This window comes from Actinomyces slackii (assembly GCF_900637295.1).
GTDB lineage: Bacteria > Actinomycetota > Actinomycetes > Actinomycetales > Actinomycetaceae > Actinomyces > Actinomyces slackii.
Window position 1 is genome coordinate 3,148,251 of sequence record NZ_LR134363.1, and the last position, 22,252, is coordinate 3,170,502.

20 protein-coding genes are annotated in these 22,252 nt (G+C 69.7%); 2 read left to right on the forward strand and 18 right to left on the reverse strand.

Going from position 1 to position 22,252, the window contains the following annotated elements; genetic code table 11:
* Positions 1–49 precede the first annotated feature (49 nt).
* From EL266_RS13010 to EL266_RS13085, 16 genes are all read right to left on the reverse strand, one after another.
* Complete coding sequence (locus EL266_RS13010; RefSeq protein WP_026426472.1) at positions 50–1,150, reverse strand: polyprenyl synthetase family protein; 1,101 nt, start codon at positions 1,148–1,150, stop codon at positions 50–52.
* Positions 1,147–2,715, reverse strand: a complete 1,569-nt coding sequence (nuoN, locus tag EL266_RS13015) for an NADH-quinone oxidoreductase subunit NuoN (RefSeq protein WP_026426471.1) — start codon at positions 2,713–2,715, stop codon at positions 1,147–1,149. Before nuoN ends, EL266_RS13010 begins: the two co-directional genes overlap by 4 nt.
* Positions 2,712–4,289, reverse strand: coding sequence for an NADH-quinone oxidoreductase subunit M (locus tag EL266_RS13020; RefSeq protein WP_026426470.1), 1,578 nt, complete (start codon positions 4,287–4,289; stop codon positions 2,712–2,714). The genes nuoN and EL266_RS13020 overlap by 4 nt, the downstream gene beginning before the upstream one ends.
* Before the next feature lie 13 nt (positions 4,290–4,302).
* Positions 4,303–6,348, reverse strand: coding sequence for an NADH-quinone oxidoreductase subunit L (nuoL, locus tag EL266_RS13025; protein ID WP_126412399.1), 2,046 nt, complete (start codon positions 6,346–6,348; stop codon positions 4,303–4,305).
* A gap of 19 nt (positions 6,349–6,367) precedes the next feature.
* On the reverse strand, positions 6,368–6,673 hold the full coding sequence (nuoK, locus tag EL266_RS13030; protein WP_026426468.1) for an NADH-quinone oxidoreductase subunit NuoK: 306 nt from the start codon (positions 6,671–6,673) through the stop codon (positions 6,368–6,370).
* The gene (locus tag EL266_RS13035) at positions 6,670–7,659 is read right to left on the reverse strand and encodes an NADH-quinone oxidoreductase subunit J (RefSeq protein ID WP_084500527.1); all 990 of its coding nucleotides are present in this window, start codon (positions 7,657–7,659) and stop codon (positions 6,670–6,672) included. Before EL266_RS13035 ends, nuoK begins: the two co-directional genes overlap by 4 nt.
* Positions 7,656–8,357, reverse strand: coding sequence for an NADH-quinone oxidoreductase subunit NuoI (nuoI, locus tag EL266_RS13040; protein ID WP_026426466.1), 702 nt, complete (start codon positions 8,355–8,357; stop codon positions 7,656–7,658). The genes EL266_RS13035 and nuoI overlap by 4 nt, the downstream gene beginning before the upstream one ends.
* Complete coding sequence (gene nuoH / locus EL266_RS13045) at positions 8,350–9,855, reverse strand: NADH-quinone oxidoreductase subunit NuoH (RefSeq protein WP_084500525.1); 1,506 nt, start codon at positions 9,853–9,855, stop codon at positions 8,350–8,352. Before nuoH ends, nuoI begins: the two co-directional genes overlap by 8 nt.
* A complete protein-coding gene (locus EL266_RS13050; protein ID WP_051280989.1) occupies positions 9,852–12,611 on the reverse strand; it encodes an NADH-quinone oxidoreductase subunit G in 2,760 nt (919 codons plus the stop codon). Before EL266_RS13050 ends, nuoH begins: the two co-directional genes overlap by 4 nt.
* 3 nt (positions 12,612–12,614) lie before the next feature.
* Positions 12,615–13,907, reverse strand: coding sequence for an NADH-quinone oxidoreductase subunit NuoF (nuoF, locus tag EL266_RS13055; RefSeq protein WP_026426465.1), 1,293 nt, complete (start codon positions 13,905–13,907; stop codon positions 12,615–12,617).
* Between the two features lie 68 nt (positions 13,908–13,975).
* Positions 13,976–14,716: an NADH-quinone oxidoreductase subunit NuoE gene (gene nuoE, locus EL266_RS13060; protein ID WP_034514697.1), complete on the reverse strand. Its 741-nt coding sequence runs from the start codon at positions 14,714–14,716 to the stop codon at positions 13,976–13,978.
* Positions 14,716–16,101, reverse strand: coding sequence for an NADH-quinone oxidoreductase subunit D (locus EL266_RS13065; protein WP_026426463.1), 1,386 nt, complete (start codon positions 16,099–16,101; stop codon positions 14,716–14,718). Before EL266_RS13065 ends, nuoE begins: the two co-directional genes overlap by 1 nt.
* Entirely contained in the window at positions 16,101–16,865 is a 765-nt protein-coding gene (locus EL266_RS13070; protein WP_026426462.1) for an NADH-quinone oxidoreductase subunit C, read from the reverse strand. Before EL266_RS13070 ends, EL266_RS13065 begins: the two co-directional genes overlap by 1 nt.
* Complete coding sequence (locus tag EL266_RS13075; RefSeq protein WP_408608471.1) at positions 16,862–17,476, reverse strand: NADH-quinone oxidoreductase subunit B; 615 nt, start codon at positions 17,474–17,476, stop codon at positions 16,862–16,864. The genes EL266_RS13070 and EL266_RS13075 overlap by 4 nt, the downstream gene beginning before the upstream one ends.
* Before the next feature lie 43 nt (positions 17,477–17,519).
* Positions 17,520–17,879, reverse strand: a complete 360-nt coding sequence (gene ndhC / locus EL266_RS13080; RefSeq protein ID WP_026426460.1) for an NADH-quinone oxidoreductase subunit A — start codon at positions 17,877–17,879, stop codon at positions 17,520–17,522.
* Positions 17,876–19,129, reverse strand: coding sequence for a geranylgeranyl reductase family protein (locus tag EL266_RS13085; RefSeq protein ID WP_034514711.1), 1,254 nt, complete (start codon positions 19,127–19,129; stop codon positions 17,876–17,878). Before EL266_RS13085 ends, ndhC begins: the two co-directional genes overlap by 4 nt.
* A 719-nt stretch (positions 19,130–19,848) precedes the next feature.
* On the opposite strand from EL266_RS13085, the gene EL266_RS13090 reads away from it, so the two are divergent.
* On the forward strand, positions 19,849–20,097 hold the full coding sequence (locus EL266_RS13090; RefSeq protein WP_026426459.1) for a type II toxin-antitoxin system RelB/DinJ family antitoxin: 249 nt from the start codon (positions 19,849–19,851) through the stop codon (positions 20,095–20,097).
* Positions 20,084–20,407 (forward strand): type II toxin-antitoxin system PemK/MazF family toxin, encoded by a 324-nt coding sequence (locus EL266_RS13095; RefSeq protein ID WP_026426458.1) that lies wholly within the window; start codon positions 20,084–20,086, stop codon positions 20,405–20,407. The genes EL266_RS13090 and EL266_RS13095 overlap by 14 nt, the downstream gene beginning before the upstream one ends.
* Positions 20,408–20,779: 372 nt before the next feature.
* On the opposite strand, the gene EL266_RS13100 is transcribed toward EL266_RS13095, so the two are convergent.
* On the reverse strand, positions 20,780–21,163 hold the full coding sequence (locus tag EL266_RS13100; RefSeq protein ID WP_126412402.1) for a hypothetical protein: 384 nt from the start codon (positions 21,161–21,163) through the stop codon (positions 20,780–20,782).
* Positions 21,164–21,560: 397 nt separating this feature from the next.
* Complete coding sequence (locus EL266_RS13105; protein WP_126412404.1) at positions 21,561–22,103, reverse strand: hypothetical protein; 543 nt, start codon at positions 22,101–22,103, stop codon at positions 21,561–21,563.
* Positions 22,104–22,252 lie beyond the last annotated feature (149 nt).

Below are 22,252 nucleotides of genomic sequence, written 5' to 3' on the forward strand. Positions count from 1 at the left end.
GCGTCCAAGCACCCTCCCGGCAGTCCCGCCCGGCCTGTCTATGCCCCGCTCAGGCCGCGCGGTCCACCAGGAGGCGGGCGAAGTCCTCCATGCCCTCGCGCACCATGGCGGTGCGCTCGCGCGCCTCGGCCTGGGCGGCCTCCACCTCAGCCGCCCCCTGCCCGGCCAGGCGCTCCGCGGTCCCCTGAGCAACGGCCTCCTCCAGCCCCTCCAGGGCCGCCACGGCGTCGCGCGCCCAGGCGAAGGCCATCTCCCGGGTGCGGGCGAGCACCGGATGCTCACGCAGGCGCTCGACCACCTGGGCCAGGGCCTCGTCGTCGGCCAGATCCGCGGTGGACAGGGCCGAGAGGATCGACTGCCCGCTCGCGTCGAGCTCCCCGGCCGCCAGGGCCTGGCGCAGCAGGAGCACCGGCATGGTCTCGACTCCCTCGCGCAGGTCGGTTCCCGGGGTCTTGCCGGTGGTCTCCGAGCTGCCCACCAGGTCGATGACGTCGTCGGCCAACTGGAAGGCCACGCCGATCTTCTCGCCGAAGGCCTCGACGATCTGCTCGGTGCGCTCCCCCGCCCCGGTGAGCATGGCGCCGTAGCGGGCAGAGACGGCGATGAGTGAGCCGGTCTTGTCCGCCAGGACCTGGATGTAGTGCTCCACCGGGTCGGTTCCCGCCGGGCGGGGCAGGGTCTCGTGGAGCTGGCCCATGCACAGGCGCTCGAAGGTCTTGGCGTGGGCCAGGACCGCCTCGGGGCCCAGGGCCGCCACCAGCTGGGAGGCCCGGGCCACCAGGACATCACCGGTGAGGATCGCGGCGGAGTTGCCCCAGACGGTCTGGGCGCTGGGCGCGCCGCGCCTCAAAGGGGCGTCGTCCATGACGTCGTCGTGGTAGAGCGTGGCGATGTGGGTCAGCTCCACGGCCACGCCCGCGTCGCGCACCATGGGGCCCGTGGCCAGCTCGGGGTCCCCCAGTTGAGCGGTCAGGAGGGCCAGCACCGGCCGCAGCCGCTTGCCCCCGGCCTTGGCCAGGTGAGAGGTCGGCGGGTTGATCGTCTCATCCGCACTGGTCACCACCTCCAGGAGCCGGGCCTCAATGGCCTCCAGGGCACCGGAGATGCGGGCCTCGAGACGCGGGGTGCTCAGTGGTAGCGATCCGATCACGGCAGGAGCATAGCGGTCTGGCCGAACAGATCGATCACGGCCTGCGGCAGGATGCCCAGCACCACAGTGACCACAGCCGCCAGCAGGACGGCCACGCTCACCATGCCCTGGCTGTCGACGACGGCGACCTCCTCACCCTTGGGGGCGTGGAAGAGCATGAGGACGATCAGGCGCATGTAGAAGAAGGCGGTGGCCGCCGAGCAGGCCACGGCCAGGATCACCAGCCAGGTCGCCCCGCCGGTGACTCCGGAGACGAAGAGCTGGAACTTGGCGGTGAAGCCCGCGGTCAGCGGGATGCCGGCGAAGGACAGCAGGAACACCGTCATGGCCCCGGCCGCCCAGGGGCTGCGCCGTCCCAGGCCCTTGAAGGCCTCCAGGTCATTGGCCTCCCCGCCCACGGCCCCCTCGTGGCGCGAGCGCACCAGGGAGATGAGGCCGAAGGCCCCCACCGTGGAGACCCCGTAGGTCAGGGCGTAGAAGGTCAGGGAGGCGATGCCGACCCGGTTGTAGGCGATGATGCCGATGAGCATGAAGCCCGCGTGGGCGATCGCCGAGTAGGCGAGCATGCGCTTGACATCCTTCTGGACGATCCCCGCCACCGTGCCCAGGACCATGGTGGCGATGGCCACGCCCCACAGGAAGGGGGCCAGGTCCCAGCCCATGAGCCCGGCGGCCTCGTAGTGGAAGCGCACGAGTGCGAAGAAGGCCGCCGCCTTGACCCCGGCGGCCATGAAGCCCGTCACCGGGGTGGGAGCCCCCTGGTAGACATCCGGGCTCCAGGCGTGGAAGGGCACGGCGCCCACCTTGAACAGCAGCCCGACGGTCACCAGGGCCAGACCCCCCAGGGCCAGCAGGTCGGCGCCCACGACCTGCCCGCGCAGCGCCTGGGCGATCGAGGCGTAGTCCACCGCGCCGCTCAGGCCGTAGAGGAGGGCGGCGCCCATGAGGAGGAAGGCGGAGGCGAAGGCCCCCAGGACGAAGTACTTCAGGGCCGCCTCCTGGCTGAGCAGGCGCCGGTGACGGGCGGTGGCGGCCATGATGTAGAGCGGCAGCGAGACCAGCTCGAGGATGACGAACAGGGCGATGAGGTTGTTGACGGCCCCGAAGAGCATCATCCCGCCCAGGGAGAACAGGGCCAGGGGGAAGACCTCGGTGGTGGTCCAGCCGGCGTGCAGGGACTCGGCCTCCTCGGCGCTGCCGGGACGGTCGGCGCTCTGGGCGGCGAAGGCCCCGTCGCCGACGGCGGTGCGGTCGGCCATGACCAGGACCGCCAGGAACCCGATCACCAGCAGCACGCCCTGGGCGGCGATGGCGAAGGGGTCCTCAACCAGGCCCGGGGCGATATTCGGCGGCCAGGGCTGGTTGGGGCCGGGCATGGCGTCCCAGCGCCGGTAGAGGGCGAATCCGGAGCCCGCGATCGCCGCCACTCCCAGCAGCACCTGGGTGAAATGGCGAGAGGGGCGAGAGACGAGGGCCTCCACCAGGACGCCCAGGACGGCGCCCACAAGCACGATGAGGGCCGGGGTCAGAGCGGCCCAGTTGATGATCGGCTGCGTGAAGCTCACTTGGTGATCCCTTCCGTTGCGGAGGAGGCGCTGGTGGCCGCGTCACCGGCGGCCTGCCGGCTCACGGTGGTGGAGACCTGCTCGGCGACCCCGTCCAGGGTGCTGGTCAGGACCGCTGGGGCCAGCCCCAGGGCGAGCATGGCGGCGATGACCGGGACCAGCACCAGCTTCTCGCGGCCCTCAAGATCGGGGGTGCCCGTGCGGCTGGGGTCGGGGGCCCCGGTGAAGACCCTCTGGTAGGGCACCAGGACGTAGACGGCGGCGATGACCACCCCGGCCAGGGCGACGCCGCCCAGCGCCGTGGAGACCGAGAAGGTGCCGGTGAGCACCATCCACTCCGGCACGAAGCCCGAGAGCCCGGGCAGGGCGATGGAGGCCAGGCCCGAGACGAGGAAGGTCCCGGCCACCAGCGGGGTGACGCGGGCCATGCCGCCCAGCTCGGAGATGAGGACGGTGCCGGTGCGCCGGGCCAGGAAGCCGGTGACAAGGTAGAGCCCGGCGATGGACAGGCCGTGGGCCACCATGTAGACCATGGCGCCGTTGGCCGCCACCTGACTGCCCACGAAGATCCCCAGCACCATGAATCCGAAGTGGCTGATGGAGGTGTAGGAGATGAGGCGGTAGAGGTGATCCTGGGCGATGGCCACCAGTCCCCCGTAGATGATGGAGACGGCGGCCAGCACGAGGATGACGGGAGCCGCCCACCTGGATGCCTCCGGGAAGAGCGGCAGGACCAGGGCGATCATCCCGTAGGTGCCGATCTTGTCCAGGACTCCGATGAGCAGCACGGAGGTGCCCGGGGTGGCCTGCTCGGCGGTGTCGGGCAGCCAGGTGTGCACCGGGACCATGGGGGCCTTGATGGCGAAGGCGAGGAAGAAGCTGAGGAAGATCCAGCGGGCGGCGCCCTGGGAGACCTGGAGGTTGGCGGCGACGTCGGAGATGAGGAGGCTGGGGCCGCCGGCGATGCCCGTGGTCGGGTCGGGGGCCGGGATGCTGTTGACCATGAGGGCCACGACCCCCACGAGCATGACGAGCCCGCCGGCCAGGGAGTACAGGAGGAACTTCAGTGCCGCGCGGCGCCGGCCCGGGCCCCCGAAGGTTCCGATGAGGAAGTAGACCGGCAGGAGCATCGCCTCGAAGCAGACGTAGAACAGGAAGATGTCCCGCGCCGCGAAGATGACGACGATGAAGGCCTCCAGGCACAGCACCAGGCCGGTGAACCGCGCCTGGCGGTCGGCGGGGACGTCCCCCCAGGAGGCCAGCAGCACGATGGGGGTCAGGAAGGCCCCCAGCAGGAGCATGGCCAGGCCCAGGCCGTCGACGCCCAGCGCCCAGTGGGCGCCCAGGGCGGGGATCCACTGGCGGGTCTCGGCCATCTGAACGGTGGAGGCCTGGGAGGCGTCGAAGAGGGTGAGGACCCGGATGCCCAGGCCCAGGACTCCCAGGGAGACCAGCAGCCCGAGGGGGCGGGCGAGCCGTCCCAGTGGGGGCACGGCCCACAGCAGGAGCGCCCCTGCCAGGGGCAGGAGGGCCATCAGGCTCAGGAGGGGCTGCGGTGCGGAAATGGTCTGCATGTGTCGTGTCCTCTCAGAACCTGGCGGCCAGGACGGCGATGAGCGCGAGCACCGCCCCGCCGAGCATGTAGCCGGCGTAGGAGCGGACGTATCCGGACTCGGTGCGCCGCGCCAGGCGGCCCACTGCGGCGGTACCGGCGCCCAGCCCCTCGACGGCCCCGTCGACGGCGGCGGCCTCGGCGGCATTGGCGGCGGCCACCAGCCCCTGGCCGGGCCGCATGGCGATGGCCTCGTTGATGGCGTCCTGGTACATGTCGCGGCGGGCGGCCTCCACCAGGGCGCTTCCGGGCTGGATGACCACGGGGACCTCGCGGCGGGCGTACATGACCCAGGCCGCGGCGGCGCCGATGACCACCAGCGCCAGGGTGGCGCCCATGATGGCGGGGATGGGCAGCACCGGCTCATGGTGCTCGGCGTGGCCGGTCACCGGCTCCAGCCAGGTGACGAAGCCGTCGCCCAGGCTGAGCACCCCTCCCAGTCCCAGGGAGAAGACCGACAGGATGATGAGCGGCAGGGTCATGAGCCAGCCCGACTCGTGGGGGTGGACCTCGCCCTCCAGGTCCTCCTCGGTGGTCCACCTGGCGGTGCCGTGGAAGATCATGAAGAACAGTCGGGACATGTAGAAGGCGGTGATGCCGGCGCCGATGAGGGCCACGCTCCCCAGGATCCAGGGCTGGGCCCCCTGCCCGACGAAGGCGGCCTCGATGATCTTGTCCTTGGACCAGAAGCCGGAGAAGGGCGGGATGCCCAGGATGGCGAGCCAGCCGATGCCCATGGTGATCCAGGTGATCCGCATGGCGCGGCGCAGGGCTCCGAAGCGGCGGATGTCGACCTGGTCGCCCATGGCGTGCATGACGGACCCGGCCCCCAGGAAGAGCTGGGCCTTGAAGAAGCCGTGGGTCAGCAGGTGGAAGATGGCGAAGGCGTAGCCGATGGGCCCCAGTCCGGCGCCCAGCATCATGTAGCCGATCTGGCTCATGGTGGAGGCGGCCAGGACCTTCTTCATGTCGTCCTTGGCGCAGCCGACCACGGCGCCCAGCACCAGGGTGATGGCGCCGATGACGGCAACGGCCAGCTGGGCGGAGGGGGCGCCCTCGAAGATGGCGCCGGAGCGCACCATGAGGTAGACGCCGGCGGTGACCATGGTGGCGGCGTGGATGAGTGCCGAGACCGGCGTGGGGCCGGCCATGGCGTCGCCCAGCCAGGCCTGGAGGGGGAACTGGGCGGACTTCCCGCAGGCGGCCACCAGGAGCAGCAGGCCGGCGGCGAGCAGCCATCCGCTGGGGATCTCGCCGTGGGCGGCCGCCGGCAGGACGGCGTCGAAGGACACCGAGCCGACCTGGGCGACCATGACCATCATGGCGGCCAGCAGTCCCAGGTCGCCCACGCGGTTCATGATGAAGGCCTTCTTGGCGGCCGTGGCGTTCTCCAGGGACTTCTCCCGCTCGGCGCGGGGGGCGTCGGCCTCAGCGGTGTTCCAGAAGCCGATGAGCAGGTAGGAGGCCAGGCCCACGCCCTCCCAGCCCACGAAGAGCACGATGTAGCTGTCCCCCAGCACCAGGGTGAGCATGGCGGCCACGAACAGGTTGAGGTAGGCGAAGAAGCGCCGCCGGTCGCGGTCGTGGCTCATGTAGGCCACCGAGTACAGGTGGATGAGGAAGCCGACGAAGGTCACCAGGACCACGAAGGTCAGGGACAGCGGGTCGATGCGCAGGCCGACGTCGACGGCCAGGTCCCCGGAGGCGAACCAGCGCCACAGGTCGGCCTCCATGACCCGCTGGTCGGCGGGCAGGCCCAGGACCTGGGCGAGGATCCCCAGCCCCAGGCAGGCGGAGAACAGGGCGGCGGCCAGGCCCAGCCAGTGGCCCCAGGCGTCCGAGCGGCGCCCGGCCAGCAGGAGCAGGGCGGCGCTGGCGGCGGGCACGGCGATGAGGAGCCAGGCCAGGGCGGCCGCGCCCGTGGCCGGTGCGGCGGCGCCGACCACGGAGCCGCCCTCGGCCTGGGCCAGAGCGCTGGCGGGCCCGGTCAGGACGGGGGCAGCGGCACTCAGTGCGGTCATGGCTGTCACCACGGTCCTCTCAGTTCTTGAGCAGGTTCTCGTCGTCGACCGACGTGGACCTGCGGGTGCGGAAGATGGACACGACGATGCTCAGCCCCACCACGACCTCGGCGGCGGCGACCACCATGACGAAGAAGGCGAAGACCTGACCGGTCAGATCGCCGTGGAGGCGGGAGAAGGTCACCAGGACGAGGTTGACGGCGTTGAGCATGAGCTCGACCCCCATCAGCTCGATGAGGGCGTTGCGGCGCAGGAGCACGGTCAGCGCCCCCAGGGTGAACAGGACCGCGGCCAGGACGACGTAGGCGGTGATGGGCAGACTCACTGGCCCTCCTCCTCATTCTTCTGCGCGGCGCCGTCCTGGGGACGGTCCTTCGCGGTGGGCTGGGCCACCCGGGGGGCACGGGCACCGGGCATGGAGGCCATGCCGGAGAGCCCGACGGCGCCGTCCTCGCGGGCGATGATCTCGCCGGAGCGCTGGGCGGCGCCCATCTCCGGGGAGGCCTCGGACAGCTCCAGGCCCTGGCCGCGGGCGCGCAGCACCCGCGGGATGGACTCCTCGACCACCTGCCCCTGGGCGTCCAGGGCGGGGGCGGCGGCGGTGTTGGTCGAGGCGTAGACGCCGGGCATGGGCTTCTGCCCGGGGTGGGCGCCGGTGGCGGCGTAGTCGCGCATCTTGTCCTCGGCGATCTGCCCCTGGCTGCGCTTGGCGCGGATGCGCTGGCGGTGGGTCAGCGTCAGGGCGCCGACGGCGGCGACCACCAGCAGCAGGGCGGTCAGCTCCATGGTCACCACGTGTGTTCCGAAGAGCACCTCGGCCAGACGGTCGGGGGTGGCGGCATCCCCTCCGGCCAGGCCCTGGGCCTGGGGCCAGGCGGTGCGCCAGACGATGGCGGCCAGGAGCCCGGCCAGGCCCAGGCCCAGCAGGGCGATGATGGGGCGCTGGATGCGGGAGGTGGTCCCGCCCATGGGCTCCTCCCCGCCGACGCCCACGAGCATGACGACGAAGAGCACGAGGGTCATGACGGCCCCGGTGTAGACGACGATCTGGGTGATGCCCAGGAAGGGGGCGCTGTTGGCGATGTAGAGGACCGCCAGGCTGATCATGATGCCGATCATGTTGACGGCGGCGCTCACGGCGCGCTTGGCGGTGAGCACCCCCAGGCCGCAGGCCACGGTGATGAGGGCGACGGCGATGAAGAGCACCACCTCCCCGGTGGCCATCCGCCCCGGATCGCCGGTGCCGCCCGCGGCTGCGGGCAGCGACGCCGATCCGGCGAGCTGGGCGATCGCTGCGCTTGCGGCGCTCATCGCAGGGCCTCCTTCATCGCGGGGTCCTCCGGGCCGGGGACGGGCTGGGCGGTGGACAGGCTGGGGTCCTCGGGGCGGTGGGCGCGCACCCAGTCGATCTGCTCCTGGGTGGGGCCGGTGACGGCGCCGCGGTAGTAGTCGCCGTCCTCGGTGCCGGCCACCATGGGGTGGGGGGACTCCAGTCCGCCTGCGGGCACGGGGGCCAGCAGGTCCTCCTTCTCGTAGATGAGGCCGGTGCGGGTGGGGCCGACCAGCTCGTCGAAGTCGGTGGACATGGTCAGGGCCCGAGTGGGGCAGGCCTCGATGCACAGTCCGCAGAAGATGCAGCGCAGGTAGTTGATCTGGTAGACGCGGCCGTAGCGCTCGCCGGGCGAGTACTGCTGGCCGGGCTCGTTGGAGGCGGCCTCGACGTAGATGGCGTCGGCCGGGCAGGCCCAGGCGCACAGCTCGCAGCCGATGCACTTCTCCAGGCCGTCCTCGTAGCGATTGAGGCGGTGGCGCCCGTGGTAGCGGGGCATGACCTGGGCCGGCTCGAAGGGGTACTGCTCAGTGACCACCGGGCGGAACATCGAGGAGATGGTCACCCCGTAGCCGGCCACCGGGGCGAAGAGGGCCGCCAGTCCCCGGGCGGGGGCGTCGCGCAGCCAGGCCTCGTGGTCGGAGTCGGGCCGGGTGGGCTGATCGGGCTGGTCAGTCATCGTTTCCCTCCTGGGGGTCGGCCTCCATGCCGAGGGCGAGTGAGGGCAGGGCGGAGGCGCCGTCCCGAGGCGCCTGGCCCTGCGGGGCGTCGTCCGGCTCAGCGGTCGCCGTCAGAGCCTCCTGAGCATCGTGAGCATCCTGTGCGGCCTCGGCGCGCCGGGCGCGGGGCGAGGGCGGCAGCGACTCCCCGGGCAGCGGGGGCACGGGGAATCCGCCGGCGTGGGCGAGGAGCTCCTCGCCGGGGGCGGTGATCTCGTCGTCCCAGTCCTCGTCGTCGTCATCCCCGTAGGCGCCGCGGGCCAGGGCCTCTTCCTCCTCGCGCTCCTGCATCCAGGTCACGATGTAGAGCACGGCCATGGCGATGACGAACACGATGGCGATGCCCACCAGCAGCGACTGGACGGGGATGTCGGAGAAGGTGCGGATGGCCTGGACGATGGCCACCAGGACGAACCAGGCCAGGGCCACGGGGATGAGCAGCTTCCAGCCGAGCTTCATGAAGTGGTCGTAGCGGATGCGCACCAGGGTGCCGCGGGTCCAGACCATGAAGAACATGACCATCCAGACCTTGATGATGAACCACAGCATGGGCCACCATCCGGAGTTGGCCCCCTCCCACAGGGCGGTGGGGATGAAGGAGCGCCAGCCGCCCAGGAAGAGGGTGACGCAGACGGCCGAGACGTTGAACATGTTGATGTACTCGGCCAGGAAGTACCAGGCGAACTTCATCGAGGAGTACTCCACCATGTGCCCGGCCACGAGCTCGCCCTCGGCCTCGGGCAGGTCGAAGGGCAGGCGGTTGACCTCCCCGACCATGGAGATGACGTAGATGATGAAGGAGGGGATCATGGCCACGGCCCACCACATGCGCTCCTGGGCGCTGACGATGCCGGAGGTGGACATGGTCCCCGAGGCCAGGAAGACCGTGAGAATGGACAGGCTCATGGCCAGCTCGTAGGAGATGACCTGGGCGGCGCTGCGCACGGCCCCCAGCAGCGGGTAGGTGGAGTGGGAGGACCAGCCGCCCAGGATGATGCCGTAGACCCCGAAGGCCGTGATGGCCAGGATGTAGAGCACGGCCACGGGGAAGTCGGTCAGCTGCAGGGGGGTGACCCGCCCGAAGATGGTGACCTCGGGCCCGAAGGGGATGACGGCGTAGACCATGAAGGCGCTGAAGGCCGCGATGATCGGGGCCAGGATGTAGACGAGCTTCTCGGCTCCCTTGAGCCAGAAGTCCTCCTTGAGGATGAGCTTGCCGGCGTCGGCGACGGCCTGGAGCAGGCCCAGGGGGCCGTTGACATTGGGGCCCAGGCGGGTCTGCATGCGCGCCAGTCCGCGCCGCTCGACCCACAGGACCATGATGACGCTGACGATGAGGAAGCCGGCGATGAATCCGGCCTTCATGAGGGTCAGCCACCAGGTCTCCTGGGAGAAGTCGGCGGTCACGCCTCCGGAGCCTCCCACGGTGGTGGCGGCCAGGATCTGGGTGGCGGTCATCGGAGCACCTCCGCGGGGGTCGGGGAACTGGTTGGCCCTGCCGCCGCGACCCTCACCGGCGAGCCGTGGCCGGCATCCAGGGTCTGGTGAACCGTGGATCCCTGGGAGCACTCGGGGAGCCAGACGGCGCCGTCGGCCACGCCGCCCACGACGGCCGGCAGGGTGATGGTTCCCGCCGCGGTGGTGACGTCCACGGGGGCGCCGGGGGTCAGGGACAGGCGCGCGGCGATATCGGCGCCCACATGGGCCACGGGCCGCAGGGCGGTGGCGGCCAGGAAGGGCTCGCCGTCCTGGAGGCGCCCGGCGTCCAGCATGGGCTTGTGGGTGGCCAGGACCGCGGGCACGCCCGGGGCCTCGTCCTGGGAGTCCTGGGGGTCGGCGACGCCGGAGGCGTCGATGGCGGGGCGGGGGCCGTCCCACAGGCCCAGGGCCTCGATCTGGGAGTGCAGGACCTCGAGGTCGTCCACGCCCAGGTCATGGCCCATCTCCGCGGCCAGCATGCCCAGGGCCTGGCGGTCGGTGCGGGACCGGGAGACGTGGGCCTGGCCGAAGGGCCGCACCCGGCCCTCCCAGTTGACGAAGGTGCCGTTCTTCTCCACCGCGGGGGCCACGGGAAGGACGACGTCGGCGTGCTCGCCGGCCTCGGATCGCCGCACCTCGAGCTGGACCAGGAAGCCGGCCGAGCCCAGGGCGGTGCGCGCCAGGCCCGGGTCGGGGAAGTCGCGCAGGTCGATGCCGCCGATGACGGCGCCGCCGAGCTCGCCCTCGGCCAGGGCGGTAAGGATGGCGGTGGCGTCCCGGCCCGCGGCACTGGGCAGGTGCTGGCTGGGGGGCAGGCCCCAGGCGCTCTCGACCTGCGCGCGGGCCTCGGCCTGGTCCACGGGGCGGCCGCCGGGCAGCAGGCCCGGCAGCAGGCCGGCCTCGATGCCTCCGCGCTCTCCGGCGCGGCGCGGCACCCAGGCCAGGCGGGCGCCGGTGGCGGCGGCCAGGGCGTCGATGACGGCCAGCAGCCCGGGCACGGCGGCGGCCCGCTCCCCCACCAGGATGGTGGCCCCGGGCGCCCCCAGGGCCTCGACCAGCTCGGGGTGGGTCTTGGGCAGGACCGCCAGGGCGCGGGCCTCCTGGCCGGGGGCGGTCAGGATGGTCTGGGCGGAGAGCTTGCGGCTGCCGGCGGTCAGGCGGGCGGTCAGGCTGGCGACGCTCACGCCCCCGGCCAGCACCCCCTTGCGCAGGCGCAGGAAGAGGGAGCCGCACTCGTCCTCGGGCTCCAAGGCCACCAGGAGGACCTGCCCGGCCCTCTCCAGGGAGCGGTAGGTCACCGCGCCCAGGCCGGTGCCGGCGACCCGCTTGGCCAGGAAGGAGTCCTCCTCGGCGCTGTGGTGGCGCACGCGCTGGTCGATGTCATTGGTGCCCAGCACGGTGCGGGCGAATCGCGACCAGGCCCAGGCGTCCTCCAGGGTCAGGCGCCCGCCGGGCAGCAGGCCCACACCGCCGTCGCCCGCGGCCCGGGCCAGGCCCGTGGCGGCCACGTCCAGGGCGTCGGACCAGCTGGTGGGCACCAGCTCGCCGGTGTCCTCATCGCGCACCAGGGGCGTGGTCAGGCGGTCCTCCAGGCTGGACCAGGGGAAGGCGAAGCGGTCCTTGTCGGTGATCCACTCCTCGTTGACCTCCGGGTCGTTGCCGGCCAGGCGGCGCAGCACGGTGCCGCGGCGCATGTCCACGCGGATGGCCGATCCCGATGCGTCGTGCTCGGTGACCGAGTCGGTGGAGACCAGGTCCATGGGCCGGGCGCGGAAGCGGTAGCGGGCGCTGGTCAGCGCCCCCACCGGGCAGATCTGGATGATGTTGCCCGAGAAGTAGGAGGCGAAGGGGCGCCCGGAGACATCCAGGTCCGCCCGTCCGGCCTCGATGCCCGGGCCTGCGGCCGCGCCTGAGACCACGCCGGGGTCGCCCCCGGGGCCGGCCAGGCCTGCCGCGGCGCTCAGGCCGTGCTCCCCGCGGATGGTGGACAGGGCCGGGTCGCCGGTGGAGTCGGCCTCGTAGAAGTCCAGCACCTGGGTGTCGAAGCGCCCGATCTGCTCGGAGTACAGGCCGCCGGAGTGCTCGGGGACGCCGTCCATGTCCGCGGGCGGGTGGCCTCCGCCGCGCCCCTGAAGGGCGATGAAGGGGTCGCCGGGGATCTGGTCGGCGAAGCGGACGCAGCGCTGGCACAGGATGCAGCGGTCGCGGTCCAGCAGCACATTGCTGGTCAGGCGCAGGGGCTTGGGGAAGGTGCGCTTGACGTCGGTGAAGCGGGTGGCGGACTGGGCGCCGGAGGCCATGAGCTCCAGGGCCTGGTTCTGCAGGGGGCACTCCCCGCCCTTGTCGCAGACCGGGCAGTCCAGGGGGTGGTTGACCAGGAGGAACTCCATGGTGCCGGCCTGGGCCTTGGCGGCGACCTCGCTGGTGGCCTGGGTGGAGATCTCCATGCCCTCCATCGCGGTCATGGCGCAGGAGGGCTGGGGCTTGGGCATGGGGCGCACGACGCCGTCGCGCCCGGGCATGGCCACCTCCACCAGGCACTGGCGGCAGTTGGCCGAGGGCGCCAGGAGGGGGTGGTCGCAGAAGCGGGGGATGCGCACGCCCACCTGCTCGGCGGCGCGGATGAGCAGAGTGCCCTTCTCCACGCTCACGGGCTGGCCGTCGATGGTCATGGAGACCATCTCGACGGGGGGCTCGGCGGGGGCCGCGGGCTTGGCCGTGGTCGTCTCGGTCATGGCTCACCGTGCCTTTGCGATGGAGGAGGCGGCGTAGGGGAAGAGCTCCCAGGCGGGCGTGGTGCAGCCGGCCTCGAACTCGGTGCGGAAGCGCTGGATGCCGGTGAGCACCGGGGTGGCTGCGGCGTCGCCCAGGGCGCAGAAGGAGCGCCCGGCGATATTGGAGGCGATGTCCTCGAGCTTCTCGACGTCGCCGGGCAGGCCCCGGCCCGCCTCCAGGCGCAGCATGATCTGACGCATCCAGTAGGTGCCCTCGCGGCAGGGGGTGCACTTGCCGCAGGACTCGTGCTGGTAGAACTCGGTCCAGCGGGTGACCACGCGCACCGCCGAGACGGTCTCGTCGAAGACCTGCAGGGCGCGGGTGCCCAGCATGGAACCAGCGCCGGCGACCGATTCGTAGTCCAGGGGGACGTCGAGCTCCTCGGGCCCGAAGATCGGGGTGGAGGAGCCCCCCGGCACCCAGAACTTCAGCTCGTGGCCGGGGCGGATGCCGCCGGAGAGCTCGATGAGCTCGCGCATGGTGATGCCGAAGGGGGCCTCGTACTGGCCGGGGTGGGCCACGTGCCCGGACACGGAGAAGATGCCGTGACCCTTGGACTTCTCGGTGCCCATGGCGGCGTACCACTGGGCGCCGCGGTCCACGATGGCGGGCACCGAGGCGATGGTCTCGACGTTGTTGACCACGGTGGGCCGGGCGTAGAGGCCCGCCACGGCCGGGAAGGGCGGCTTGAGGCGGGGGTGGCCGCGTCGCCCCTCCAGGGAGTCCAGCAGCGCGGTCTCCTCACCGCAGATGTAGGCCCCGGCGCCGGCGTGGGCGGTGATGCGCAGCGGCTGGTCGCCGTCGAGCCCGAATCCGGTGTCCAGCTCCCCGGACTCGGTGGCCTCGCGCACGGCCGCCAGGAGCCGGCGGTAGACGTGGGAGACCTCCCCGCGCAGGTAGACGAAGGCGTGGTCGCAGCCGATGGCGCGCGAGGTGATGGCCACGCCCTCGATGAGGGAGTGGGGGTTGGCCAGGATGGTGGGGATGTCCTTGCAGGTGCCCGGCTCGGACTCGTCGGCGTTGACCACCAGGTAGCGGGGCAGGCCGTCGGGAGGGGGAAGGAAGGACCACTTCAGCCCGGTGGGGAAGCCCGCGCCTCCCCTGCCGCGCAGCCCGGAGTCCTTGACCAGGGTCACCAGCTCCTCGGGGCTCATGGTCTTGGCGCGCGCCAGGCCGCGGTAGCCGCCGTGGGCGCGGTAGGTCTCCATGCTCCAGGAGCGCTGGGCGTCCCAGATGTCGGTCAGCACCGGGGTCAGGGTGCCCGACTCGGTGTAGGAGGGGCCCTGGGGCCCCTGGGACTCAGCGGCCTGGCTGGTCTCAGCGCTCACTTGCTCTCCTCCTTCGGTGCGGTCCAGCCCTTGTCGCGGGCGATGCGCAGCCCTCGCAGGGAGGGCTCGCCGGCGCCGATGCCCTCATCGGCGTGCCCGTCCTCGAATCCGGCCAGGAGCCGCTCGTTGTCGCGGAAGGTGGGCAGGGCATCCGGGCCGCGGGTCGGGGAGACGGCCTCCCCGCGCTGGAGGGCCTCGACCATGGCGACGGCGGTCTGCGGGGTCTGGTTGTCGAAGAACTCCCAGTTGACCATGACCACGGGCGCGTAGTCGCAGCCGGCGTTGCACTCCAGGCGCTCCAGGCTGATGGTCCCATCCTCGCTGGTCTCGTCGGCGCCAAGGCCGGTGGCCTGGGAGACGGCCTGCCAGATCTCGTCCCCGCCCATCACGGCGCACAGGGCGTTGGTGCACACGCCCACGTGGTAGGTGCCGGCGGGGTGGCGGCGGAACTGGCTGTAGAAGGTGGCCACGGCCGAGACCTCGGAGCGGGTCAGCCCCAGCTCGGCGGCGCACAGGGCGATGCCCGCGGGGGACACGTAGCCGTCCACGGACTGAACCAGGTGGAGCATGGGGATGAGGGCGCTGCGCTCGTAGCCGGCGGGGTAGCGCGACGTGATCTCGGCGATGTCGGCCTCGAGCCGGGCGGCGACGTCGGGGCTGTAGCCCAGGGCCTGGGCGGCCTGTCCGGGGGCGGGGCTCTGGCCGGGTGCGGCCACGGCCTTGTTGGTTGTGCTCATCAGCGGTCCACGCCTCCCAGGACGGGGTCGATGGAGGCCAGGGCGGGGACGAGGTCGGCGATCATGCCGCCCTCCCCCATCATGGCCACCGACTGCAGGTTTGAGAAGGAGGGGTCCCGGAAGTGGACCCGGTAGGGGCGGGTTCCGCCGTCGGAGACGGCGTGGACGCCCAGGACCCCCTTGGCGTGCTCGACGGTCTGGTAGACCTGGCCGGCGGGCACGGAGAATCCCTGGGTGACCAGCTTGAAGTGGTGGATGAGGGATTCCATGGAGGTGCCCATGATCTGGCGGACGTGCTCCAGGGACTGGCCCTGGCCGTCGGTGGCGATGGCCATGCGGGCGGGCCAGGCGATGGTGGGGTCGGCCACCATCGTGGTGTTGGAGGGGTCCTCCCCCCGCTCGGCGATCTCCTCGAGGCGATCCAGGCACTGCGAGATGATGGTCAGGGACTCGTAGCACTCGTCCATGCGGATGCGCAGGCGGTTGAAGCAGTCCGAGCGGTCGTAGGTGGGGACCTCGAAGTCGTAGGTCTCATACCCGCAGTAGGGATTGGACTTGCGCAGGTCCAGGGGGTAGCCGGCGGCGCGCAGGCAGGGGCCGGTCAGCCCCAGGGCCAGGCCCCCGGCCAGTGAGATCTCCCCGACCCCGATGAAGCGGGACTTCAGGATGGGGTTGGCCATGAGCAGCAGCTCGAGCTCGTGGAGGTCCTTCTTGATATCGGGCATGGTCGAGCGCACGAAGGCGGTGAAGCCCTCGGGCAGGTCCTGGGCCAGGCCCCCGGGGCGGATGAAGGCGTGGTTCATGCGCAGTCCCGAGACCATCTCGAAGGCCTTGAGGATGTTCTCGCGGCAGCGGAAGGCGATGGTCATGAGCGTGGTGCCGCCCATCTCGTTGCCCCCGGTGCCCACGGCCACGACGTGGGAGGCGATGCGGTTGAGTTCCATGAGCAGGACGCGGGCGACGCTGGCCTTCTCCGGGATGTCATCGGTGATGCCCAGGAGCTTCTCGACGGCCAGGGCGTAGGCGACCTCCTGGAAGAAGGGGGCCACGTAGTCCATGCGGGTCACGAAGGTCTCGCCCTGGGTCCAGGTGCGGTACTCCATGTTCTTCTCGATGCCCGTGTGCAGGTAGCCGGTGCCCACGCGGACCTCGGTGACGAGCTCGCCGTCGACCTCCAGGACCAGGCGCAGCACGCCGTGGGTGGAGGGGTGGACGGGGCCCATGTTGACCACGATGCGGTCGTGGCGCAGGCGGTCGGCCTCGTCGCGCTCGGCGATGCGGGCGGCGACCTCGTCCCAGTCACCGCCGTTGATGGTGAACTGCTCGGCGCCGGCGGACACCGAGTCGGTGGCCGGCCCTGTGGCGTGGAAGGCGGTGGTGCTCATCAGCGGTACGACCTCCGGGTGTCGGCGGGCGGGGTGGTGGCGCCCTTGTACTCGACGGGGATCCCGCCCAGCGGGTAGTCCTTGCGCTGGGGGTGGCCCACCCAGTCATCGGGCATGGCGGTGCGGGTCAGGGCGGGGTGGCCGTCGAAGACGATGCCCATGAGGTCCCAGGTCTCCCGCTCGTGCCAGTCGTTGCCGGGGTAGACCGAGACGATGGAGGGGACGTGGGGGTCGGACTCGGGGCAGGTGACCTGCAGGCGCAGCTGGCGCCCGCCGTGGGTCAGGCTCATCAGCTGGATGCAGGCGTGCAGCTCGCGGCCGGCCAGCTGGGGGTAGTGGACGCCGGAGACGCCCAGGCACAGCTCGAAGCGCAGGTCCTGGTCGTCGCGCAGGGGCAGGGCGACGTCGAGCAGGTGCTCGCGGGCGATGAACAGGGTGAGCTCGCCGTGCTCGATGACCACCTTCTCGATGGCCCGGGCGGGGTCCACCCCGGCCTCGGTCAGGTCCTCGATGAGGTGGTCGACGACGTCGTCGAACCACTCCCCGTAGGGTCGGGAGGCGGCAGGGGCCAGGGTGACGACCTGGGAGTGCCCGCCGTAGCCGGTGGTGTCACCGGCGTCGGAGGCGCCGAACTGCCCGGTGTGGGAGGAGATGACCTCGACCCGCAGCTCGGGGCGCACGGGGGTCCCGGCGATCTCGGGGACTGCCGGCTCTGCGGGGGCCTGGAGCTGGGCGCCCTCGGCGGTGGGGGTGGTCTCGCTCATGCCAGCAGGCCCTTCATCTCATGGGTGGGGGTGGCGGCCAGGGCGGCGGCCTCGACGGCGCGCGCGATCTCCTCGCGGTGCTTGAACAGGGGCTTGCGCTCGACCTGCCGGGTCAGCTCCAGCATGGCGTTGAGGAGCATCTCGGGGCGGGGCGGGCAGCCGGGAAGGTAGATGTCCACCGGCACGATGTGGTCGCAGCCCTGGACGATCGCGTAGTTGTTGAAGATGCCGCCCGAGGAGGCGCAGGCGCCCATGGAGATGACCCACTTGGGCTCGGGCATGGAGTCGTAGACATTGCGCACGATGGGGGCCATCTTGTGGGAGACCCGGCCCGAGACGATCATGACGTCGGCGTGGCGGGGGGAGGCGCGGAAGACCTCCCAGCCGAATCGGGACATGTCGAAGCGGGGGGTGCCGGCGGCCATCATCTCGATGGCGCAGCAGGCCAGCCCCATGGTCACCGGCCACATGGAGCGGGCCTGGGCCAGGCCGGCGAGCTTCTCGACCGTGGTCAGCAGGAAGCCGGGCGAGTCGACCTCGGCGGCGGCCTGGGCGTGCAGGTCGTCCCGCTTGGAGGGGATGGACGCCATGAAGGCGTTGTGCTCTTTCATGTTCATGCCTGTGATGCCTCTCTGTCCGTGAGTCCCGCGCCGCTCAGTCCCAGTCCAGTCCGCCGCGGCGCCACTCCAGGATGTAGGGCACCGTGATGAGGGCGATGAAGATCAGCGCCGCGGACAGCCCGAAGAAGCCCAGGCGGCCGAAGGCCGTGGCCCAGGGGTAGAGGAAGACGATCTCGACGTCGAAGATGATGAAGGTCATGCCCACCAGGTAGAAGGAGACGGGGAAGCGCCCGTGCTCGGTGTTGCCGGGGGTGGGGTCGATGCCGCACTCGTAGTTGGCGACCTTGACCCGGTTGCGGCGCCCCGGGCTGATGATGGCGCTCATGCCCAGGCCGCCGAGGGCCACCAGGAGGGCGACGGCCGCCATGATGAGCAGGGAGACGTAGGGGTTCATGCTGCCGGCACCATCCTTGTCAGGAGCTGGATGAAGTGGTCGATGGAGTCGCCGCCGCGGCGCTCCCATCCGTCGGACAGGAGCTTGGTGACGAGTTTCATGAGGTGCTTGCGCGGCAGCCCGTGGCGGGTGCACAGGCGCATGACCTCGGGGTGCTCGATGAGGGAGACGAAGACGCGCCCCAGCGTGTAGTAGCCGCCCATCTCAGCCTTCAGGGCGGCCGGGTACTGGGCCAGGGCCCGCTCGCGCCCTGCGCGGCTGGTGCGGGAGGCCGCCTGGGCGGCGGTCTCGGCGGCCAGGCGGCCGGACATGAGGGCCTGGGCGATGCCCTCGCCGTTGAAGGGGGAGACCATGCCCCCGGCGTCGCCGAGCAGCATGAGGCCGTCGGCGTAGTGGGGCTTGCGGTTGAAGGCCATGGGCAGGGCGGCGCTGGCCAGGCGGCCCACGCGGTTGTCCTCGGTGAGCTGCCAGGAGGCGGGGACGTTGCGCATCCAGGCGGCGAAGACGGCGCGGTAGTCGATGCGGGTGGTGGCGGCGCGCGAGGAGACCGAGCCCAGGCCCACATTGACCAGGCCCTCCCCCACCGGCCAGATCCAGCCGTAGCCGGGAAGGAGCGTGGAGGAGCCGGCGGGCCCGTCCCACAGCTCGAGCTGGGACTCCATCCAGGCGTCGTCGGCGCGGGGCGAGCGGTAGTAGGCGCGCACGGCCACGCCCATGGGGCGGCGCTCGTCCTTGGTGCGCCCCATGGCGGTGGCCAGGCGGGCGGAGACCCCTCCGGCGTCGATGATCAGGGGGGCGGTGAAGTCAGTGGGCCGGTCGATGCCGGGGTAGGTCACGCGGGCGCTGGGCTTGGCGCTGACGCCGATGACGCGGCCGCCCGGGGTGGTCAGCGGGGCGGTGACGGTGATGCCGGTGATGAGGCGGGCGCCCGCGGCGGCGGCGTGCTCGGCCAGGTCGCGGTCCAGCAGGGCGCGGGGGCGGGCCATGCCGTAGGAGGGGAAGGAGGCCTGCTCGGGCCAGGGGAAGTGGAGGCGGTGGCCGCCGCCGATGACGCGCAGCCCGGTGTTGCGCTGCCAGCCGGTGGTGTCGATGCCCAGGCGCACGAGCTCGCGCACGGCCGATGGGGTCAGGCCGTCTCCGCAGACCTTGTCCCGGCCGAGCTCCTGCTTCTCCATGAGGATGACGTCCATGCCCAGGGTGGCCAGGTGACGGGCGGCTGAGGATCCGGCCGGGCCGGCGCCGACGACGATGACGTCAGCCGTCGTGGCGGAGCGGGCGGGTCGATCGGAGGTGGACGCGGGAGCTGGTGAAGGCGGGTTCGGCGGGGTGGGAACGGCGTCAGGCTGTACGGCCCGGTTGCTCACTGGGGTCCCCCTTCCCTGCTCGGCTCGACGGCGTCAGCCCCGCGTTCAGCATGAGCCGGGCACGACTCTACCCAGGGCACCGGCCACCACTGACCACCCCGTTGATTCCGCGGGTGGGCGGCGGGTTTTCGGCGTCATGGCGGCGAAGGCGGGCGGCGAGGGCGGGCGGCTCCGAGTCCGAGCAGCACTCGAATTACGTCGCACCAGAATGACGAAAATATGGCGCGGATCATGGGACGAGGGTCCCAGGGGGCAGGTGGCTGCGGGCGGGACTGCGGGCGGAGGCTGCGAGCGTCCGGGCGGTCCAGTTCTGTCCATGGTGAACAACTTTCAAGCTCTCCACCGCCTGCCCCGATGGCAAACGCGCAGGTCAGAGCGTTTTCCAGCGGCGGACCCACGCGTGGAGGCGGCTAAAGTTGTTCACCGTGGACACCCGGCAGGGAGAAGGCGGATCGGCGACGGGCAGGCCGCCCACCAGACCGGACACTCCTCCGCACGTCGGAGGCAATGCGCGGCTGGCAAACTGCCACCGGAAAGTGGCGAGGAGCGTTGAAGGCGATGTAAACTGCTAGAAGTAGAGAGGTCTCTGATCAAGGAGGAGCATCATGGCGCTCAAGCAAGCCACGACGCGAATTGAGGACGATGAGTATGAGTTGTTCCGTGCGACGACGCGGGCATTAGGCACCACGCCTGCGGACGCGTTGCGCATGTTCATTTATGCATTCAATGAGCATCGAGGATTTCCTTACGACGTGCGCACATCTAAGCCCACCTTGGAGGCATTCGAGACGGAAGAGGATGCCACCCGCTTCGCAACAGAACTTGCACTGGGAGTAGCGGATGCTGCGGGGTGAGGTGTGGACTCTTAGGGACAAGGCATACGCAGCCAAAGCCAGGCCCGTCATCGTCGTTCAAGATGAGACTGTGGCGTCATTTGACTCGATCATCCTGTGCCTGCTGACAACATTCGATATGAAGGACGCCCCTACACGGGTCCGTATCGATCCAGATGAGAACAATGGACTCATGAAAACTAGCTACGCCATGACCGATAAGATCGTGACTGTGGACAAGAAAATGCTAGGAGAGCGCGTCGGCACGATTGAGACGACGCAGATGAATGCCATCTCCACTCAACTCGCGCGCTTGCTTGGGATCACATAGACAAGATCACACCTCAAGGCTTTTCCACGTCACGCAAGACGGAGCATCCAGTCACGAGAAACGGGAGCAGGAGGACAGGCACCAGAATCGCAAGACGCCAAGCGTCAACCCGCGCTCCACATGCTCAATCACCTGGGATCGAGATGAGCCTCAGCGCCATCCCTACTTCGTGCTGGCGGTGGATGTCGGCTCCCTCAGCCCTGGGGGACGGGTGCTGTCGGATTGTAGGTGAGTTCTTGGTCTGGCTGCTTCGCCACCTCGGCCACTCTATCGGCGATGGAGTGGACAATTTTCTTCAACTGCTCCTTCGATCCACCAGATCACCGCTACCCCTTCATCAAAGGATGCGCCTCGTTCATCCTCTTCTTCACTTCATCGGGTTCTGCGTGATGACGGCCCCGACGGCCACGGCGTGAGTGGAGTAGCGGTGGTGTGGTTCGGATTCGGGGCCAGCTCCTTCGGGTAGTAGATGAAGTCCTGCCGAGGTCCCGCAGCTACGCGGTGAATCGTAGATCCCAGTCGTTGAAGCAATTTCTTCGCCAACTCCGTCCTGAGTGCCGTATGAGCCTCACCAAAATCATTCGGATCATTGAGGTCCCCCTCAACGTTCAACGTGAGATATGAACCGTCAGCGTACTGCCAGATAAGCATGGTCTGCTCGTCTCCCGAGAAAACGACACCTTCACCCTCCAGGCCGTCAACACGAACCTCATCCACTCCATTGATCGCATTCTTCCGCGCATCCTCCAGCGTCATAACTCCTCTAACATTATCAACCTGATCCCGCCTATAAAAGAAATTTACCCCAGCACCGGGGCACCCTCCATGAACACCGTGTAGCAACTAAGGGTAGGGAACATCGAAGCGCCCGGCGCCGTAGGATAATCGCTCGCCGGAGTATGCTCATAAAAGAATCTCTCCAACTGCCCGCCCACAAACTCCTCATACTCTTCAGAGGGCATGAGATCGCACACCGACACACCTTCGGGAACAGCCTGCGTAGCACTAGCATTAGCACTCGACGCCTCAGCATCTGCGCTCTTCAACGAAGCGCAGCCACCCAAGAACATCGGCGCAGTCATGCAGACAAGAAGTATCCTTCTTAAGGCGAGATCTGAATAAATTTCCATACAATCTACCGGGGTCAGCATGCTCACTTGCTAGGTGCCTCCGAAGGCTCCTCCATGCCTGAAGGAGCAGCATCCCCTGGATAGGAGGTAAAATCCTGATCTGGCTGGGTGGCCAGCTCTGGAACCAGAGGTACAATCCGCCGGGTGAAGTTCTTCGCTTTTTCTATATAAGCGGAGGCATCAGCATCATCCTCATCGAGAGGACGAAACCCGATTGACACTACCTCACCGCCAGGGTAGCGCCAGATAGAAGCGAAGCGCCCCCCTCTGTCCTTGAAGATGATGCCATCGCCTTCATGGTCCTCTAAGTCGAACGGAGAAGCGCCATCCAGAGTCGAAACTTCTTCGAAGGTAGAACTCTCTCCGATAGTGGAAACGACGAATTGGACTGAGCCTGACTCGCGGTAATCTATGGAAACGAGAAAACTTCGATCACCTTTCATCAGCAGAGTGCAAGAGAACGAAGACTTAACGAGGCCACCATCACCCGATCCCTGGTGATGATAAAACTGGAACATCGTAACCGGAAGACCGAAATATTGCCTATACTCCGACGCAGGCATCATGTCGCACACGCTCACATCTCCAGCAATAGGAGTCTGCAAAGAACTCCCAGCTGCAGACGTGACATCACCCCTACCAGGAGGAGCACTGCATGCGCCCAGGGCGACTAATGCCAGCACCAACGCGATTGCCTTAGATCCCCTACGGCATC

Coding starts and splice junctions, on each gene's coding strand:
- EL266_RS13020 (WP_026426470.1), bottom strand. CDS start 4,289: ATGCAGACCATTTCCGCACCGCAGCCCCTCCTGAGCCTGATGGCCCTC.
- nuoL (WP_126412399.1), bottom strand. CDS start 6,348: ATGACCGCACTGAGTGCCGCTGCCCCCGTCCTGACCGGGCCCGCCAGC.
- EL266_RS13035 (WP_084500527.1), bottom strand. CDS start 7,659: ATGAGCGCCGCAAGCGCAGCGATCGCCCAGCTCGCCGGATCGGCGTCG.
- nuoI (WP_026426466.1), bottom strand. CDS start 8,357: ATGACTGACCAGCCCGATCAGCCCACCCGGCCCGACTCCGACCACGAG.
- nuoH (WP_084500525.1), bottom strand. CDS start 9,855: ATGACCGCCACCCAGATCCTGGCCGCCACCACCGTGGGAGGCTCCGGA.
- EL266_RS13050 (WP_051280989.1), bottom strand. CDS start 12,611: ATGACCGAGACGACCACGGCCAAGCCCGCGGCCCCCGCCGAGCCCCCC.
- nuoE (WP_034514697.1), bottom strand. CDS start 14,716: ATGAGCACAACCAACAAGGCCGTGGCCGCACCCGGCCAGAGCCCCGCC.
- EL266_RS13065 (WP_026426463.1), bottom strand. CDS start 16,101: ATGAGCACCACCGCCTTCCACGCCACAGGGCCGGCCACCGACTCGGTG.
- EL266_RS13070 (WP_026426462.1), bottom strand. CDS start 16,865: ATGAGCGAGACCACCCCCACCGCCGAGGGCGCCCAGCTCCAGGCCCCC.
- EL266_RS13075 (WP_408608471.1), bottom strand. CDS start 17,476: ATGAAAGAGCACAACGCCTTCATGGCGTCCATCCCCTCCAAGCGGGAC.
- ndhC (WP_026426460.1), bottom strand. CDS start 17,879: ATGAACCCCTACGTCTCCCTGCTCATCATGGCGGCCGTCGCCCTCCTG.
- EL266_RS13090 (WP_026426459.1), top strand. CDS start 19,849: ATGGCGCTCAAGCAAGCCACGACGCGAATTGAGGACGATGAGTATGAG.
- EL266_RS13095 (WP_026426458.1), top strand. CDS start 20,084: ATGCTGCGGGGTGAGGTGTGGACTCTTAGGGACAAGGCATACGCAGCC.
- EL266_RS13100 (WP_126412402.1), bottom strand. CDS start 21,163: ATGACGCTGGAGGATGCGCGGAAGAATGCGATCAATGGAGTGGATGAG.
- EL266_RS13105 (WP_126412404.1), bottom strand. CDS start 22,103: ATGATGCCTGCGTCGGAGTATAGGCAATATTTCGGTCTTCCGGTTACG.